The sequence below is a fragment of the Mammaliicoccus sp. Dog046 genome, assembly GCF_034039665.1.
Classification (GTDB): Bacteria; Bacillota; Bacilli; order Staphylococcales; family Staphylococcaceae; genus Mammaliicoccus.
On record NZ_CP120131.1, the window covers coordinates 1,027,437 to 1,044,525 of the forward strand.

13 protein-coding genes are annotated in these 17,089 nt (G+C 33.7%); 8 read left to right on the forward strand and 5 right to left on the reverse strand.

The features are described from left to right. Window positions 1–205: 205 nt before the first annotated feature. Together P3U32_RS05245 and ccpA are read left to right on the forward strand one after the other, a co-directional pair. A complete protein-coding gene (locus tag P3U32_RS05245) occupies window positions 206–1,285 on the forward strand; it encodes a bifunctional 3-deoxy-7-phosphoheptulonate synthase/chorismate mutase (RefSeq protein ID WP_323704557.1) in 1,080 nt (359 codons plus the stop codon). A gap of 285 nt (window positions 1,286–1,570) precedes the next feature. Next, window positions 1,571–2,560, forward strand: coding sequence for a catabolite control protein A (ccpA, locus tag P3U32_RS05250; RefSeq protein WP_323704558.1), 990 nt, complete (start codon window positions 1,571–1,573; stop codon window positions 2,558–2,560). A 49-nt stretch (window positions 2,561–2,609) separates the two neighbouring features. On the opposite strand, the gene P3U32_RS05255 is transcribed toward ccpA, so the two are convergent. From P3U32_RS05255 to P3U32_RS05265, 3 genes are read right to left on the reverse strand one after another with little or no spacing between them, the layout of a single operon-like run. Then, on the reverse strand, window positions 2,610–3,755 hold the full coding sequence (locus P3U32_RS05255; protein WP_323704559.1) for an acetoin utilization protein AcuC: 1,146 nt from the start codon (window positions 3,753–3,755) through the stop codon (window positions 2,610–2,612). Beyond that, window positions 3,748–4,392, reverse strand: coding sequence for a CBS and ACT domain-containing protein (locus tag P3U32_RS05260; protein ID WP_323704560.1), 645 nt, complete (start codon window positions 4,390–4,392; stop codon window positions 3,748–3,750). The genes P3U32_RS05255 and P3U32_RS05260 overlap by 8 nt, the downstream gene beginning before the upstream one ends. Window positions 4,393–4,402: 10 nt before the next feature. Continuing rightward, the gene (locus tag P3U32_RS05265; protein WP_323704843.1) at window positions 4,403–5,038 is read right to left on the reverse strand and encodes a GNAT family N-acetyltransferase; all 636 of its coding nucleotides are present in this window, start codon (window positions 5,036–5,038) and stop codon (window positions 4,403–4,405) included. Window positions 5,039–5,189: 151 nt separating this feature from the next. Here P3U32_RS05265 and acsA point away from each other — a divergent pair, with 151 nt between their 5' ends. Beyond that, window positions 5,190–6,902, forward strand: coding sequence for an acetate--CoA ligase (gene acsA / locus P3U32_RS05270; protein ID WP_323704561.1), 1,713 nt, complete (start codon window positions 5,190–5,192; stop codon window positions 6,900–6,902). 224 nt (window positions 6,903–7,126) lie between these two features. Continuing rightward, entirely contained in the window at window positions 7,127–8,794 is a 1,668-nt protein-coding gene (locus tag P3U32_RS05275; protein ID WP_323704562.1) for a formate--tetrahydrofolate ligase, read from the forward strand. 512 nt (window positions 8,795–9,306) lie between these two features. Here the strand turns inward: P3U32_RS05275 and P3U32_RS05280 are convergent. Continuing rightward, the gene (locus P3U32_RS05280) at window positions 9,307–11,745 is read right to left on the reverse strand and encodes a transglycosylase domain-containing protein (protein WP_323704563.1); all 2,439 of its coding nucleotides are present in this window, start codon (window positions 11,743–11,745) and stop codon (window positions 9,307–9,309) included. Window positions 11,746–12,084: 339 nt separating this feature from the next. Here P3U32_RS05280 and tyrS point away from each other — a divergent pair, with 339 nt between their 5' ends. From tyrS to P3U32_RS05295, 3 genes are all read left to right on the forward strand, one after another. Continuing rightward, on the forward strand, window positions 12,085–13,347 hold the full coding sequence (gene tyrS, locus P3U32_RS05285) for a tyrosine--tRNA ligase (RefSeq protein WP_323704565.1): 1,263 nt from the start codon (window positions 12,085–12,087) through the stop codon (window positions 13,345–13,347). A gap of 65 nt (window positions 13,348–13,412) precedes the next feature. Continuing rightward, window positions 13,413–13,991 (forward strand): LemA family protein, encoded by a 579-nt coding sequence (locus P3U32_RS05290; protein WP_323704566.1) that lies wholly within the window; start codon window positions 13,413–13,415, stop codon window positions 13,989–13,991. Then, window positions 13,991–14,836, forward strand: coding sequence for a TPM domain-containing protein (locus P3U32_RS05295; protein ID WP_323704567.1), 846 nt, complete (start codon window positions 13,991–13,993; stop codon window positions 14,834–14,836). The genes P3U32_RS05290 and P3U32_RS05295 overlap by 1 nt, the downstream gene beginning before the upstream one ends. A 65-nt stretch (window positions 14,837–14,901) precedes the next feature. Here the strand turns inward: P3U32_RS05295 and P3U32_RS05300 are convergent, their stop codons facing one another. Then, entirely contained in the window at window positions 14,902–16,140 is a 1,239-nt protein-coding gene (locus P3U32_RS05300) for a S1C family serine protease (protein ID WP_416361243.1), read from the reverse strand. Between the two features lie 171 nt (window positions 16,141–16,311). On the opposite strand from P3U32_RS05300, the gene P3U32_RS05305 reads away from it, so the two are divergent. Then, window positions 16,312–16,941, forward strand: coding sequence for a lysophospholipid acyltransferase family protein (locus tag P3U32_RS05305; RefSeq protein ID WP_323704569.1), 630 nt, complete (start codon window positions 16,312–16,314; stop codon window positions 16,939–16,941). Window positions 16,942–17,089: the final 148 nt, after the last annotated feature.

Genomic DNA, 17,089 nt, shown 5'->3' on the forward strand with positions numbered 1-17,089 from the left:
CTTCGTTATTTATATATAAATACATATTTGTTAATTACATTCACTTGAAAATAGCTTACAATTATTAAGAAGAGTAAGAAATTTTCGGAAAATAATATTTAAGGGTTGAATCCATGCTTTTAAATTGTTATACTAACACCTAATTACTTATATATTTTATCGCTTTAAAGTATGTGAGTTAAATTGTCTACATGAGGTGAATAGGATGTCAAAAGAATTAGAAAGCTTAAGAGAAAGAATAGAAGTTATAAATGACGAAATATTGGCTTTATTGTCAGAACGTGGTCATTTAGCTAAAAAGATCGGTGAAGAAAAAAGAAAACAAGGTACTCAAGTATATGATCCACAACGTGAAAAAGAAATGTTGAATCATTTAATTGATAAAAATGAAGGACCTTATAACGATAATACAATTAAACAATTGTTTAAAGAAATATTCAAAGCTTCAACAGATTTACAAAAATCTGAGAACGAAAAACATTTATATGTATCACGTAAATTAAAACCAGAAGATACAATCGTACAATTCGATAACGGTGCAATTATTGGCGATGGTAATAAATCATTCGTATTTGGTCCATGTTCTGTTGAATCACAAGAACAAGTTGATATTGTAGCTAAAGATTTAGCTGATAGAGGAGAGAAATTTATAAGAGGTGGCGCATTCAAACCACGTACATCTCCATATGATTTCCAAGGATTAGGTGAAGAAGGATTACAAATTCTTAAAAACTCTAAAGATAAATACGGTTTAAATGTTGTAAGTGAAATCGTTAATCCTGCTCATTTCGAAATGGCAGATCAATATTTAGATGTATTCCAAATCGGTGCAAGAAACATGCAAAACTTTGAATTATTAAAAGAAGCAGGTAAAACAAATAAACCTATTTTATTAAAACGTGGTTTATCAGCAACGATTGAAGAATTTATTTACGCTGCAGAATACATTCACTCACAAGGTAATAGTAATATTATTTTATGTGAACGTGGTATTAGAACATACGAAAAAGCAACAAGAAATACATTAGATATTTCAGCTGTTCCAATCTTAAAACAAGGTACACATTTACCAGTAATGGTTGATGTTACGCATAGTACTGGTCGTAAAGACATTATGTTACCATGTGCTAAAGCAGCACTTGCAGTTGGTGCAGATGGCGTAATGGCAGAAGTACACCCTGATCCATCAGTAGCATTAAGTGATGCAGGACAACAAATGGATTTAAATGAATTTGACGCTTTCTACAAAGAAATCACTCAATCTGCTAAATTATACAATAAATAAATTAGTATCCAGGTTTAAAAATTAATAACCTCATAACGGAAGTAAAATGAAACAATCTAAGACTATTTTAGATTTCCATTTTACTTCCGTTTTTTGTTTATAAACGTGTTTTCAGAAAAAGAATTTACATATTACAATTTTGTGTAATTATTCGTGCAATTATGTCGACAAGTAAGATTTAATATTTTATAATTGGTAATTGTGAGTTCGCTTCCATATACTTTGAAAACATTATGAAAACGTGATATTATATACTAGAAAACGTTTTCAACGAAGGAGGATATTATGACTGTAACTATATATGATGTTGCAAGAGAGGCTAAAGTATCTATGGCAACTGTGTCACGTGTTGTTAACGGTAATCAGAACGTAAAACCGTCAACTCGTGATAAAGTAAATGAAGTAATTAAGAGATTGAATTATAGACCTAATGCGGTCGCAAGAGGATTAGCAAGTAAGAAGACGACAACTGTCGGAGTAATTATTCCGGATATATCAAATGTTTATTATTCTGAATTGGCACGTGGTTTAGAAGACATTGCGACAATGTACAAATACCATACAATTATTTCTAATTCTGATAACGATAGTGAAAAAGAACAAGAAATTTTTAATAATTTATTAAGTAAACAAGTTGATGGTATCATTTTCTTAGGTGGTACTTTGACTGATGAAACAGTTGAATTAATTGATAAATCATCTGTACCGGTTGTTGTTTCAGGTACAAATGACAAAGATTCAAAATTAGCATCAGTAAACATTAATTATACAGAAGCAAGTAAAGAAATTGCTGAAAACTTAATTAAAAAAGGTGCTAAGAAATTTGCATTTGTCGGTGGTGGCTATTCAGAGAAAGCACAAGACGATGCAATTAAAGGATTAGAAATTGCGCTAAATGAAGCAAATCTTTCTATAGATGATAATGCTAAATTTGTTGGAAACGAAACGTATAAAGATGGTAGTCGTGCATACGATGCAATTTCTAAATCACAACCGGACGCTATTTTATGTATTAGTGATGAACAAGCGATTGGTATTGTACACGCAGCACAAGATGTAGGCATTAAAATTCCAGAAGAGTTACAAGTCGTAAGTTTTAATAATACAAGATTAGTTCATATGGTTAGACCACAATTATCAAGTGTAACGCAACCACTTTATGATATTGGGGCAGTTGGTATGAGATTACTAACGAAATATATGAATGATGAACAAATAGATGAACCAAATGTTATCCTCCCATATCGTTTAGAATATAGAGGAACAACGAAATAATAAGAGGCTGGGACATAATTAATGTCTCAGCCTCTTATTATTATTGAATTTATTTAAACCATTCTAGAATTCGATGTTTCGTGTTGTTATTTTTTTCGGATATTTCTTTTTGACGAGGTATTTCCATATAATCATCTAATTCGTCAGTCCATGTTTCTGGTAATGGAACTGGAGCTTGTGATTGGTATTTTTCAATCCAACTCTTTGGTATTGGTGAGTGGGGTGTTTGTAAATCATTTAAAGCAAACCAAACGTGTGACCAAGCACGTGGTACGACACGCCATATATTATAACCGCCACCGCCAATCATGATGACTTTGCCATCACAATACTTATCTGCAAGATCTTTAACGATATAAGGAATTTTATAAAGAGTATCTAAAGTGCAACTTAAGTGTGTCAGTGGATCTAAGTAATGAATATCTACGCCATTGACACTTAATATGACATCAGGTTTATAAGATTCACAAACAGCTTCGACAGTTTCTTGGAAGACATCTAAATAGGATTCATCTTCTGTATAAGCATCTAACGGTACATTTACAGTAGTACCAAATCCTTTACCATCACCACGTTCTGTTAATGCACCTGTACCTGGAAATAAATATCTACCAGTTTCATGAATAGAGTAATTCATGACATCTTCATTTGTATAAAATGACCATTGTACGCCATCACCGTGATGTGCATCCGTATCAATATATAATACTCTTTGTTTATATTTAGATTGGATATATTGAATGGCTACGGCACTATCATTATAAATGCAAAATCCACTTGCTTTACCTTTAAATCCGTGATGTAGGCCTCCACCAAGATGGCAAGCACACGTTACTTCTCCAGACATTACGGCATCTACAGCTGTAAGTGTGCCACCAACAACAAGTGCACTATTTTCATGCATATTAACAAATTGAGGTGTATCTTCACTCGCTAAGCCATATTTTTCATATTCTGATTCGGGCAACGTACCTTGTCCAGCTTTTTTAATCGCTTCTATATAATTTGGCTCATGAACGAGCATCAGTTCTTCATCAGTAGCTACTCTTGGCTTTAAAATATGTTGGGTTGTTAATACACCTAAGTCCATTAATAAATCCGTTGTTAATTTTAAACGCATTTGATTAAAAGGGTGACTATCAGAAAATCGGTATCTCAATAAATCCTCTGAATAAATATATTTAACATTAGTCATGTTTCATACCAAAAGGGTGAATGACGTGATATTCTTTTTCTTCTAATAATTGATATATCTTTTCAGGATTCATTGATTTAATACGTAACATGAGATACCGTTTATTAATATTTTCTTGATCGGTATATGCGAGGACATTTAATATATCGATATTTTGTTCTTTAAAAATACCTGTAATATCATGAAGCGCACCAACTTTGTCATCAATATGTACTTCAATAATTGATCCTGGCATCGTTACACCCGTTAATTCTAGAAAAGTATTTAGCATGTCTTTTTGAGTGACAATGCCGATGACTTTATTGTCTCTAATTACAGGTATGGAACCGATAGACATTTCATAGAAGTCGATTGCAATATCTTCAACAAAATCAAGCGGATGACATCTAATTACATTTCTTCTCATAATTTTAGAAATGGATAAAGATAAACTTTGGTTCGGATCATCATCTGAAAGTATACTTGGTAATGCCATTTTAATATCTCTATCTGAAATAATACCAAGTAGTTGATCGTGTTCATCAACGATAGGTAAGTGTCTAATTTCTTTTTGGGTCATAAGTACGAGTGCATCTTCAATCGATTTGTCACCTCTTATCGTTGTACAAGGTGATGTCATAATTTTTTCAACTAACATATTTAACCTCCTAAAAGAAAAATCGATTCATAAATCTTAATTGATCAAAAGCTTCCATTTGTTCTTGTGTAATATTTTTACCAATTCTGGCCATTAAACTGTTTGCTGGATGACTGATGATTTCTGGATCATCTGTAGCAAATACTTCAAGTCCACCTTTGGCCATCATTTTATGCATGATTTTTTGATATTCATATACATCGAGACCGCTATTTTTCAAATCCCAATGCCAATAGTATTCGGTTGTAATGACGATGAAATCTTCCATTTCAGGTGCTTGCATCGCAAGTTTTAACATCTTGTTTCCTAAACCATATTTACGGTAATTTAATGAAAGTTCTATGGCGCCTAACTCTAGAATGTACGGTAAGTTACCATCTGACCAACGTTCAAGTGGGTCAGGGTACAAATATGTTGTATATCCAATGATATGATTATCAATACGAGCAACAATAATTCTTCCTTCAGGTAACTCAGCGATTTCTATGATTGCCTCGAATTGTTCTTCAGGGACTCGGAAACTATTCAGTCCTTCATCAAAAGTCATTTGCCTCAAAGTGTGAGCATCAACTGGGCCTTCAATTGTGATTGTTACATCATTTGAATATGTAATCTCCTCAGTGATAAATGTCTTTTTGTAATTCAACATTGTACCTCCTCTCATAAAGTATGCTATCCTTAAATTGCAAAGTTTATTTTGAATAATCAAATTTTTTTGAAAAGTATCGTATACTTATATTATAATGGAATTAGGCTTTATAGGAAAACGATTACATTATTTAAAAGGGGAGATTTAAATGAAAGTCGAATTATACGAAGCGCTAAACGAAAACTATAACCTTCCAAACTATGAGGACGCAGTAAAAGATCATAGTTGGGAAGACATTGAAAAAGCATTCAGTTGGAGTGAAACTGGCAAGATTAATATGGCCTATGAATGTATAGATCGACATGTTGACGATGGTAAAGGGGACAAGACCGCATTACATTATAAAGATGCAAATCGACAAGATAGTTATACGTTTAAAGATTTACAGCTCGCAAGTAATAAAGCCGCAAATGTTTTAAAGAATGATGCGAAAGTAGAAAAGGGCGATAGAGTATTTATATTTATGCCAAGAACGCCAGAATTGTACTTTGCATTATTGGGCACATTGAAAATCGGTGCAATCGTTGGACCATTATTTGAAGCCTTTATGGAAAAAGCAGTGAAAGATAGACTAGAAAACAGTGAAGCGAAAGTCATCATCACAACGAATGATTTAGTTGGAAGAATACCTAAAGATGAACTGCCAAATTTAGAACATATCGTTATCGTTGATGATGAAGTAAGCGAAGAATATATAGATTTTAATAAACAATATGAAAGTGCGAGTGAGCAATTTGATATTGAATGGTTAGATAAAGAAGATGGTTTAATCTTACATTACACTTCAGGATCTACTGGTCAACCTAAAGGTGTACTACATGTTCAAGAAGCTATGCTTGTACATTATATTTCAGGTAAGTATGTATTAGACTTTAAAGAAGATGACGTTTATTGGTGTACTGCCGATCCAGGTTGGGTAACGGGGACATCATACGGTATATTTAGCCCATGGTTAAATGGTGTAACAAATTGTATCGCAGGTGGACGTTTTTCTCCTGAAGGATGGTATGACTTTATTCAAACTTATAATGTTACAGTTTGGTATACAGCGCCAACAGCACTTAGAATGTTAATGGGTGCTGGTGATGATATCGTTGAAAAATATGATTTATCATCATTAAGACATGTATTATCTGTTGGTGAGCCATTGAATCCAGAAGTAATTAAATGGGCACATCAAGTATTTGAACATCGTGTACATGACACATGGTGGATGACTGAAACTGGTGGACATATGATTGTTAATTATCCTTCAATGGATATTAGAGCTGGATCTATGGGTAAACCATTACCAGGGATTGAAGCAGCAATTGTGGATGATCAAGGTAATGAACTCCCAGCAAATAGAATGGGTAATTTAGCATTGAAAAAAGGATGGCCATCAATGATGAGAACCATTTGGAATAATCAACCTAAATTTGATTCATATTTCATCAATGATGAATGGTATGTTTCAGGTGATTCAGCTTATAAAGATGAAGATGGTTACTATTGGTTCCAAGGTAGAGTTGATGATGTAATCATGACTGCCGGTGAACGTGTAGGACCATTTGAAGTGGAATCTAAATTAGTTGAGCATCCTGCTGTTGCAGAAGCGGGTGTTATTGGTAAGCCTGACCCTGTAAGAGGAGAAATTATTAAAGCATTTATCGCAGTAAGATCTGGATATGAACCATCAGATGAATTAAAAGAAGAAATTCGTAAATTCGTTAAAGAGGGATTAGCGGCACATGCAGCACCTCGTGAAATTGAGTTCAAAGATAAATTACCTAAAACACGTTCAGGTAAAATTATGAGACGTGTCTTAAAAGCTTGGGAATTAGATTTACCAGCTGGAGATTTATCTACTTTAGAAGACTAAAAATGATTAAACAAAACATATGATAATGTTAAAGGAGGAGGCTGAAATCTTATATTAAATGAGATTTTAGCCTTTTTTTACATCTTTTATGAAAGCGGTTAAATTATTTGCTGATATTTACATATAATGTATCGACAATTCTCATAGAGTTGTATATTCTAAAGTTGTTGGGTTATGTAATAGTGACACATCATTTGTGATATAAATTTAAGGAGTGAACAATATTGAGTCATTTATCAGATTTAGAAATTGCAAAACAAAGTACTTTAAAACCTATAGGAGAAATCGCGGAAAAGGTAGGTATACCTCATGATGCACTAGAACCTTATGGGCATTATAAAGGAAAAGTTGATATTACAAAATTACAAAATGTAAAAGAAAAAGGAAAAGTTGTTTTAGTGACTGCATTAAGTCCAACACCAGCTGGAGAAGGTAAATCCACAGTTACAGTTGGATTAGCAGATGCGTTTAACCAATTAAAACAGAATGTTATGGTTGCTTTGCGAGAACCATCTCTTGGTCCTGTTTTTGGTATGAAAGGTGGCGCAACAGGTGGTGGTTATGCTCAAGTATTGCCAATGGAAGAAATTAATTTACATTTTAATGGTGATTTACATGCGATAACAACAGCAAACAATGCACTTTCAGCTTTTATTGATAACCATATTTATCAAGGAAATGAATTGAATATAGATTCACGTCGTGTTACATGGAAACGTGTATTGGATATGAATGATAGAGAACTTAGACAAGTCGTTGTAGGACTAGGTGGACCAATGAGAGGTGTTCCTAGAGAAGACGGATTTGATATTACAGTTGCGTCAGAAATCATGGCTGTATTTTGCTTATCAAATGACATTAAAGATTTAAAGGAAAATTTAGCGAACATTACGGTTGGTTATACTGTAGATAAAAAACCAGTTACAGTAAGAGACTTAAAAGTAGAGGGTGCGTTAACACTCATACTTAAAGATGCAATTAAGCCAAATATCGTTCAAACAATTGAAGGAACACCAGCTTTAGTTCACGGTGGACCATTTGCGAATATTGCACACGGATGCAATTCAATTATAGCTACGAATACTGCTAGAAAATTAGCTGATATTGTCGTTACTGAAAGTGGATTTGGTTCAGATTTAGGTGCTGAGAAATTTTTAAATATTAAAACGAGAAAAGCAGGGTTTGATCCAAGTGCTGTAGTTATCGTTGTGACAATAAGAGCCTTGAAAATGCACGGTGGCGTGGACAAGCAATCGTTACAACAAGAGAATGTTCAAGCAGTGGAGAAAGGTATCGTCAATTTAGAAAGACACGTACATAACATTAAACAATTTGGTGTAGAACCAGTCGTTGCAATCAATGCATTTATACATGATACAGATGCAGAAGTACAATTTGTGTTAGATTGGTGTAAGAAAAATGGTGTTAGAGTCGCGTTAACAGAAGTTTGGGAGAAAGGCGGCAAAGGTGGTGTGGCACTAGCTGAAGAAGTATTAAAAGTACTAGATGAACCACAACAATTCGAACATCTTTATGATTTAGAACTGCCTATAGAAGATAAAATCAAAACAATTGTACAAAAGGTATATGGTGGGAAATCAGTAACATTTAGTGATGCTGCTACGAAACAACTTAAAACAATAAAAGAAAATGGTTGGGATAAGTATCCAGTATGTATGGCTAAAACACAATATTCATTTACAGATGATCCTAAGCAATTAGGCGCACCACAAGACTTTGATATTACGATTAGAGAATTATCACCTAGAACAGGTGCTGGATTTATCGTCGCATTAACAGGAGACATTATGACTATGCCAGGTTTACCTAAGAAACCGGCAGCATTAAATATGGATGTTAAAGAAGACGGGTCAGTTGAAGGATTGTTCTAGAATAAAATATAAATACAGTTTCAGATTGCCGATAAAGTTATATACTTTGTTGGCAATTTTTATGTGCATACATTTTGCGCAGGAGTTAGTGGGAAAATGCTTGAGATATATGGCTAACGAGATAGTTCTAGGAAACAATCCTGTTAAAAAATCTAACGAGATAGAAAGTGAAAACAATCTCGTTAGAAGGTATTTTACAGGAAAATAGAGCTAGAGTAGCATCGAACATTGCAAGTGGAGGTCGACATGCAACATTGGGGCGCTGAACATTGCAAGTGGAGGCTGACAAGCAACATTGGGGCGCTGAACATTGCAAGTGGAGGCTGACAAGCAACATTGGGGCGCTGAACATTGCAAGTGGAGGTCGACAAGCAACATTGGGAAATTGAAAATTGCAAGTGGAGGTCGACAAGCAACATTAGAGGATACTGAAATTAAAAAAATCGGGCTGATGAGAATAATATTTCTCATCAGCCCGATTTGTTATTGAAAATATTTAGTTTTAATGTTCGTTAGCCAGGTGGTGCTGTACTTGTACCACTGGATGGCTTACTTTTCGAATCGTTGCTACTTGATTTATAAGACCAAGCTTCTTTAGAATTTTTAGCAACTTTTTCTTTTGGTTTTACTTTTGATGATGTATTAGGATCGATACCTTGACCAAGTCGTTTTAGTACATAGTCTGATTTAATATCTTTTTGAGAAGTATCTAATTTATCAGATATTAATGTAGAAGATGCTTTAGATTCATCTTTACTACAACCATTTGTTGAGTTTGTATATTGACAAACTGTATCTTCAGATACTGTACTTGGTTTCGTAAAGTCACTATCGTAGCCTAATTTTTCTCTATCTGTCGTAGAAAGGGCATTAACCATATCTCTCCACATATACAATTGATAGTGATTTTCTTCATCAAATGAAATTGGTTGATCATAACCCATCCAAATACCAAGTGTTACTTTAGGTGTATATCCAACAAATAAACTGTCTTTCGCATCTTGAGATGTACCTGTTTTACCAGCCCAGTTACCGTCAAATGAATTCTTGATTTGGTAACCTGAACCATCATCGAGGACACCTTTTAAGATACTTGTTGTTAAATATGTTGTAGATTCGCTAAATATACGTTTTGGATCTTTCTTATGTTGATAAATAACTTTACCATCACGTGATTTAATGGAGTTAATCATGTAACTGTCATTATATTCACCTTTATTAGCGAGTGTACTATAACCATTAACATCTTGTTCTAATGTAAAGTCTGCTGTACCCAATGTAAGTGCTAATCCATCTTGAATATCTTTAGGTACATTCATACCCATCTTATTTAAGTTCTCCCATGGCTTATAATCTTGAACATTACTGTATAGGCGTAGGGTACTTAAGTTCAATGAATTTCTTAATGCATAGTCAGCAGTTACTGGACCAAATTCTCTTCTGTCATAGTTGTCAGGTGAATACCCAAGATAATCAAACTTCTTATCAAGTAATGCTGTGTTTGGTGTGATTAAACCATGTTCAAATGCTGGCGCATAAGTTAACAATGGTTTCATTGTTGAACCTGGTGAACGTTTAGCTGCTGTTGCATGGTTGATTTGAGATTTTTCATAATCTCTACCACCTACAAAGGCTAGTATTTTACCTGATTCATTTTCTTTTAATAGTGCACCAACTTCATGTTGGAAGTCTTTCGTATCTTGTTTACCTTCACTATTGGTATAGGAAGCTTCTCTATCCGTAGAATAGTGACTTGAATTATTTTTGACATCTTGCAACTTATCGTACATATCTTTATCGATTGTTGTATCAACTCGATAACCTTCATTACGCATTGCTTTGCTAGCCTTTTCGGTATATTTAGTCATTAGCACAGGCGTTTGATCTAATTCGTTCTTAGATATATTATCCTCTTTCGCTAAATGATACTTAAGTATATCGATCGTACGTTTTTCTACTTCTTCGGTTAAGTAAGGATATTTTTGATTTGGCTCTTCAATTTTTTCAACAAATGATTTCTTTAAATCAAATTTTAATGCATCTTTGTATGTCTTTTTATCAATTTTTTCTTCTTGATACATACGTTTTAATACATAATGTTGTCTATTGAAGCCATATTGTAATGAATCATCATCCTTTAGATCACCGTTAGGAAGGAAAGGCGTATATGTGTAAGGGTTTTGTGGTAATCCTGCAAGATATGCTGATTGTGCAACATTTAAATCTTTAGCTGATTTACCAAATACACCTTGAGCAGCTGATTCGATACCTGCAATGTTTGAACCATTTGAATTACGGCCAAATGAAACGACATTGAGATAGCTTGTAATGATTTCATCTTTAGATAAATTTTTCTCAACTCTCATTGAAAGCAGCATTTCTTTTGCTTTACGTTCGAATGAAGTTTCATTCGTAAGTAGTTGGTTTTTAACGAGTTGTTGCGTTAATGTACTCCCACCAGATGAATTTGGTGTTCCAAGCACTTCTTGTACGGAAGCTCGTATGAATGCTTTAGGTACAATTCCGTTATGTTTATAAAAATCTTCATCTTCTGTTGATATCAGTGCATTTTTAACATTATCACTCATATCGCTTCCTTTGATAACATCCCTTTGGACATCACTTTTTAATCGACCAAGTGACTCTCCAGAACCAAAATAAACAGATGTACTTTCGGTCATTGAATAAAGTTGTTGCTTAATTTCCTTTTTAGACATCACTTTTTCATCTTTGACAAGTCCTGCAAAGTATCCGCCACCAATACCCAAACCTAATGCGAGTAATAGGCAACTTATAAAAACAATAATAAAGAATAAATTGCTTATCACATTGTAAGTTGTATGGAATATTAATCTTGGAGACCATTTTGTTTCTTTAAAAGTATCTTTTACTTTCTTACTTGAACGATTAAATTGATCTTTGAATTTATTTTTAGACTGATTTGAACTCAAATTTTTACCTCCAATCTAATCATAGCTATTATAACATAATTACATAGTGTTGACTTTTAAAAAAGTAAGCCTTATACTTTGTAAATAATTACATATGGTAAGAACTAGAGGAGAAGTAATGGTTATTTACTTTTTAAGAGAGTCAGTGGTGCTGCGAACTGATAAAGTGATAATGATGAATACACCTTGTATAGAAGTTCTGCGTTTTTAATGTACGTAACATTAATGAGCGATGATGTTTTTAACATCATAAGTATGGTGGTACCGTGTATTCAAGCACCCTTACATTTTTATGTGAGGGTGCTTTTTTATATTTAAATTTTTGAGGAGGAAAAAATTATGGCAAATGCACTTTTAGAGGATTTAAAATGGAGAGGGTTAATTTATCAACAAACAGATGAAGCTGAAATTGAAGCATTATTAAATAGAGAATCAGTTAAAATTTATTGTGGTGCGGACCCAACGGCTGATAGTTTACATATCGGTCATTTATTACCTTACTTAACTTTAAGAAGATTCCAAAATCATGGTCATACACCAATCGTTTTAGTAGGTGGAGGCACAGGGATGATTGGTGATCCATCTGGTCGTTCTGACGAGAGACAATTACAAACTGACGAGCAAGTTGAAGCAAACGTTAATGGATTAATGAATCAAATGCACAAGATTTTTGATTTTGAAGGTGAAGACGCTGCAATTCTTGTAAATAATAAAGACTGGTTAAAAGAAATTGATTTAATTTCATTCTTAAGAGACTACGCAAAACATGTTGGTGTGAATTACATGTTAGCGAAAGATTCGGTTAAGACACGTTTAGAAACAGGGATCTCATACACTGAATTTACGTACATGATATTACAAGCAATCGATTTTGGTTACTTGAATAAAAATTACGATTGTAAAATGCAAATTGGTGGGTCTGATCAGTGGGGTAACATTACGACTGGACTTGATTTAATGAGAAGAATGAATGGAGATACAGAAGCATATGGCTTTACTATTCCTCTTGTTACAAAAGCTGATGGCAAAAAATTTGGTAAATCAGAATCAGGTACAGTTTGGTTAGATAGAAGTAAAACATCTGCTTATGAGTTATACCAATTTTGGATTAATGCGCAAGATGCAGACGTAATCAAATACTTGAAATTCTTTACATTCTTAGATAAAGAAGAAATTGAACGATTAGAGAAAACTGTTGAAGAAGCGCCACATTTAAGAGAAGCGCAAAAAGTTCTTGCAGAAGAAATGGTTGGTTTTATTCACGGTGAAGAAGCGGTTGAAGAAGCTAAAAGAATTACAGACGCATTATTCAAAGGTGATATTAAATCTTTAACTAAAGCTGAAATTGAAGCAGGATTTAAAGATGTACCAACTATTCAAGTTAATCCAGAAACAGTTCAACTTGTTGATTTCATTATTGAAGCAGGTGTTTCTCCTTCTAAGAGACAAGCGAGAGAAGACATTAATAATGGTGCAATTTACTTAAATGGTGAACGTATCCAAGATGTAAACCATGAAATTACTTCAGATGACAAAATTGATGACGAATTTACAATTGTAAGAAGAGGTAAGAAAAAATATACAATGGTTAAGTTCTCTTAAGAAAAGTCAGAGTCAATCATGTATAATTAAGATATACAATGTTGTCACAGAAAGGAAGACTTAGAATGAAGAAATATTTAGGACCAATTATTGCAGTTGTAGCTGTAATTGCTGTTATCGGTCTATTAATGATTGGACCATATAACAGGCTTGTTGGCTTGGAAGAAAAGTCTGATGAGTCATTATCAAACATTGATAATCAATTACAAAGACGTGTAGACTTAATTCCTAATTTAGTCGATACAGTTAAAGGTTACACAAAGCATGAAGAAAAAGTATTTAAAGATGTAGCAGATGCGCGAAGCAAATTATCTGGCGCGCAAACACCACAAGATAAAGCAGAAGCAAATGGTGAAGTGAACAGCGCATTAAGCCGTTTATTAGCAATAAGTGAAAAATATCCTGATTTAAAAGCAGATAAACAATTCACAGGATTAAGAGATGAACTTGCGGGTACTGAAAATCGTATTGCAGTTGCTAGAAAAGATTATAACGAATCAATTAATGAATATAATCAATCAACTAGACGATTCCCATCAAGTATAGTAGCAGGACTATTTAATTTTGATAAGAAAGAGTATTTTCAAGCTAAAGATGGGGCTAAAGATGCACCAAAAGTAGATTTCGGTGGAGATGAGTCTTAATGAAACAAGGGGTTAAACGATTTTGCATCTTGCTAATCGTAAGTTTAATTTCACTAAGTTCTACAGCACAAGCGGCAGAAGCGAAATTCCCTAAACTTGAACAACCTGTGTTTGTTCAAGATCATGCAAAGTTAATGAATCAAGCAGATAAAGATAAAATTAATAAAAAAGGGCAGAAGCTACAATCAGGTACGGATGCAGATATTTTATTAATGACTATGAAATCTGTCGGTCAAACACCTCGACAAGATTATGCTTTAGAAGCGGGTCGACATTATAAAGTCGGCGACCAAAAGCATAATAGAGGTATCGTTATTCTACTTAATATGGATAATGGTAATGAATATAATAATCGTGGTATAGAAATCGCTGTTGGTGATGGTTTAGAAGGTGTGCTCAATGATTCAAAAGTAGGTGCATTGATTGATGAACACTTTATGCCATACCAGAAAAAAGCAGCCAACGCGAAAGATGCAAAACAAGCCAAAATGTACTATAGCGAAGGATTAACAGCGCTATATAATGCAGTTTGGGATGAAATTGCAGACAGTTACGGATATGATGGAAAGAAGTTTACTGAAAAAGAACCACAAAGTAGTGGACTGGGTAAAGGACCATTTATCATATTCTTAATTTTAATCATTTTCTACTTTATTATTTACTTCTTCAAAGGTGGGGGTAAACCTCCTAAAGGTGGAAGTAGAAGAGGTAGAAGACGTGGAATGGCCGGGCCATATATATCTGGAGGATCTTCATCAGGTGGTTTTGGTGGAGGATTCTCCGGAGGTGGCGGCTTTGGCGGTGGCGGCGGATTTTCCGGCGGCGGCGCAGGCAGAGGTTTCTAATCCAATTTTAAAAAAGAGTCTCAAGTATTCAATTGCAAATACTTGAGACTCTTATTTTTGTGCTTTTAACTTTGTTCTTTAAGTGTGATTTTCTCGGTTTGAGTTTTACCATTTCTAACGATTTTAAGCGTTAATTTATCACCAGGTTTTTTCTTGTTGTATAAATAATTCTTAATATCAGAAACGGAATGTACTTTTTTGCCATCGATTTCAGTAATGACGTCTTCTTTCTTCAAGCCATTATTTGCTTTTCGATCGACTTCAGAAACGTAAACACCTTTGTCTTCAGTTAAGTTTAATTCTTTCTTATACTCATTCGGGATATCTTCAATTGAAATCATGCCGATACCAATATAAGGTCTCGTAACCTTTCCGTCACTCATTATATCTTTAATAATGTTATCAACTTCATTACTTGGTATAGCAAATCCAATACCTTCAACATCAGGTCTTGATATTTTCATTGAATTGATACCAATTAAGTTACCATTTAAATCAACAAGTGCACCACCAGAATTACCAGGGTTAATTGCTGCATCTGTTTGAATTACAGTTGCCTCAGTCGCACCTTCTGATGTCTCAACATTCATTGTTCTTTCTTCAGAAGAAATGATACCTTGAGTTACACTGTTAGCAAATTCTACACCTAGTGGATTACCAAGTGCGAATACAGTTTCTCCGGCTTTAACTTTTGACGAATCTGCAAATTTAATAGGTTTGATATTATAATTGCCTTCTATTTTTAAAACGGCTAAGTCAGTCATAACATCTCTACCAACGAGATGTGCTTTTACAGATTTATCATTATGAAGTCGAACTTCAATTTCACTTGCACCTTCGATAACGTGATTATTCGTTACGATATATGTACTATTTTTATCAGTTTGATAAATGACGCCAGTACCAGTACCTGTTTCTTGTGATTCATTTGAGTCTTTATCACTAAAGAAAGATTCAATGCCACTCGCTTTTTGTTTGTTGATTACACCAACGATTGAAGGAGATACACCTTTAATCATGCTTGAGACAGATTGATTACTAGATAAATTATCTTTAATATTTCCACCTTTCTCATTTGCTGGCGCTTTCGTAACCTTTGCATCATCATTATTTGATCCAAATACATCAATAATCTTAGTGCCCCCAAAATATAATGCTAAGACGAGAACGGTACCTAATATACCGGATAAAAAGGGGATAAGACAACTTTGATACCAAGGAATTTTGTTTTTCTTCTTATAATAAAAATTATTTGAAGTCGATTCATTAAATGTTGAATGCTGGTTTTCTCCGTTTTGATTCATATTCATTAAATGCCTCCTTAATACAATACATAAAATAATTATTATAGATATTAAGAGAAAATGCCAATAATATGATGTTTTCTAAATGTTACAATTTTTTGTATGATAACTTGTGACACAACTATGAGAGTGATAAAATATGTATATCATTAAGAAGAGAGTGGTTATTAAATGTATAAATTCGCAAGTTCATTATTACATAATGTTTTTCAAAAATTCGGTAAGCAAATCGTAACTATAAATAAAGAAAAAGTTCCCGAAGAACCTTATATTGTTACATGCACACATACGGGTTATGTAGAAGTTATTATGCTCGCTTTAAGTTTATATCCAACAGAAATAAATTATATGGCAAAGAAAGAATTATTTTCTAAAGATTGGTCTAATAAGTTTTTCCATTCATTAAACGCATTTCCAGTAGATAGAGAGAAACCAGGCCCAAGTACATTGAAGATACCAGTGAAATTATTGAATCAAGGTAAGAGTGTTGGAATATTCCCATCCGGTCAACGCGCGGCAACAGGAGAAGCACCATTAAAAAGAGGTGCAGCAACAATTGCAGTATTAAGTAATAAACCAATTGTTCCAGCAGCGTTTGAAGGACCAAAAGAAGTAAAATCAATATTTACATTTAGAGAAAAGTCATTTATTAAATTTGGAGAACCAATTGATCCGAATGAATTTCCAAAAGAATTAAAGAAAAGTGAAAAAATCGCTAAAGTAATGGAATTACTTGAAGAAAGAACGAATAAATTACAAGAAGAAGTAACTTATATCGCTGAGCAAGTTAAAAAGAGATAAATAAGATAAGTGAGAGCCTAGAAGATAAAACTTCTAGGCTTTTTTGTATAGAGTTGGTGGATGGATTGTCATAGAAAGTGTGAGTCGTGAGTTAACGTTGGAGTTAATCCAAGAGAAGGGTCAAGTCGTAGATTAACTTTAGAATTAA

What these genes read in the sequence shown, in the direction of transcription:
- acsA (WP_323704561.1), top strand. Translation starts at nt 5,190, where the DNA reads ATGAAAGTCGAATTATACGAAGCGCTAAACGAAAACTATAACCTTCCA.
- P3U32_RS05255 (WP_323704559.1), bottom strand. Translation starts at nt 3,755, where the DNA reads ATGACTAATGTTAAATATATTTATTCAGAGGATTTATTGAGATACCGA.
- P3U32_RS05295 (WP_323704567.1), top strand. Translation starts at nt 13,991, where the DNA reads ATGAAACAAGGGGTTAAACGATTTTGCATCTTGCTAATCGTAAGTTTA.
- ccpA (WP_323704558.1), top strand. Translation starts at nt 1,571, where the DNA reads ATGACTGTAACTATATATGATGTTGCAAGAGAGGCTAAAGTATCTATG.
- P3U32_RS05305 (WP_323704569.1), top strand. Translation starts at nt 16,312, where the DNA reads ATGTATAAATTCGCAAGTTCATTATTACATAATGTTTTTCAAAAATTC.
- P3U32_RS05300 (WP_416361243.1), bottom strand. Translation starts at nt 16,140, where the DNA reads ATGAATCAAAACGGAGAAAACCAGCATTCAACATTTAATGAATCGACT.
- P3U32_RS05245 (WP_323704557.1), top strand. Translation starts at nt 206, where the DNA reads ATGTCAAAAGAATTAGAAAGCTTAAGAGAAAGAATAGAAGTTATAAAT.
- P3U32_RS05260 (WP_323704560.1), bottom strand. Translation starts at nt 4,392, where the DNA reads ATGTTAGTTGAAAAAATTATGACATCACCTTGTACAACGATAAGAGGT.
- P3U32_RS05290 (WP_323704566.1), top strand. Translation starts at nt 13,413, where the DNA reads ATGAAGAAATATTTAGGACCAATTATTGCAGTTGTAGCTGTAATTGCT.
- tyrS (WP_323704565.1), top strand. Translation starts at nt 12,085, where the DNA reads ATGGCAAATGCACTTTTAGAGGATTTAAAATGGAGAGGGTTAATTTAT.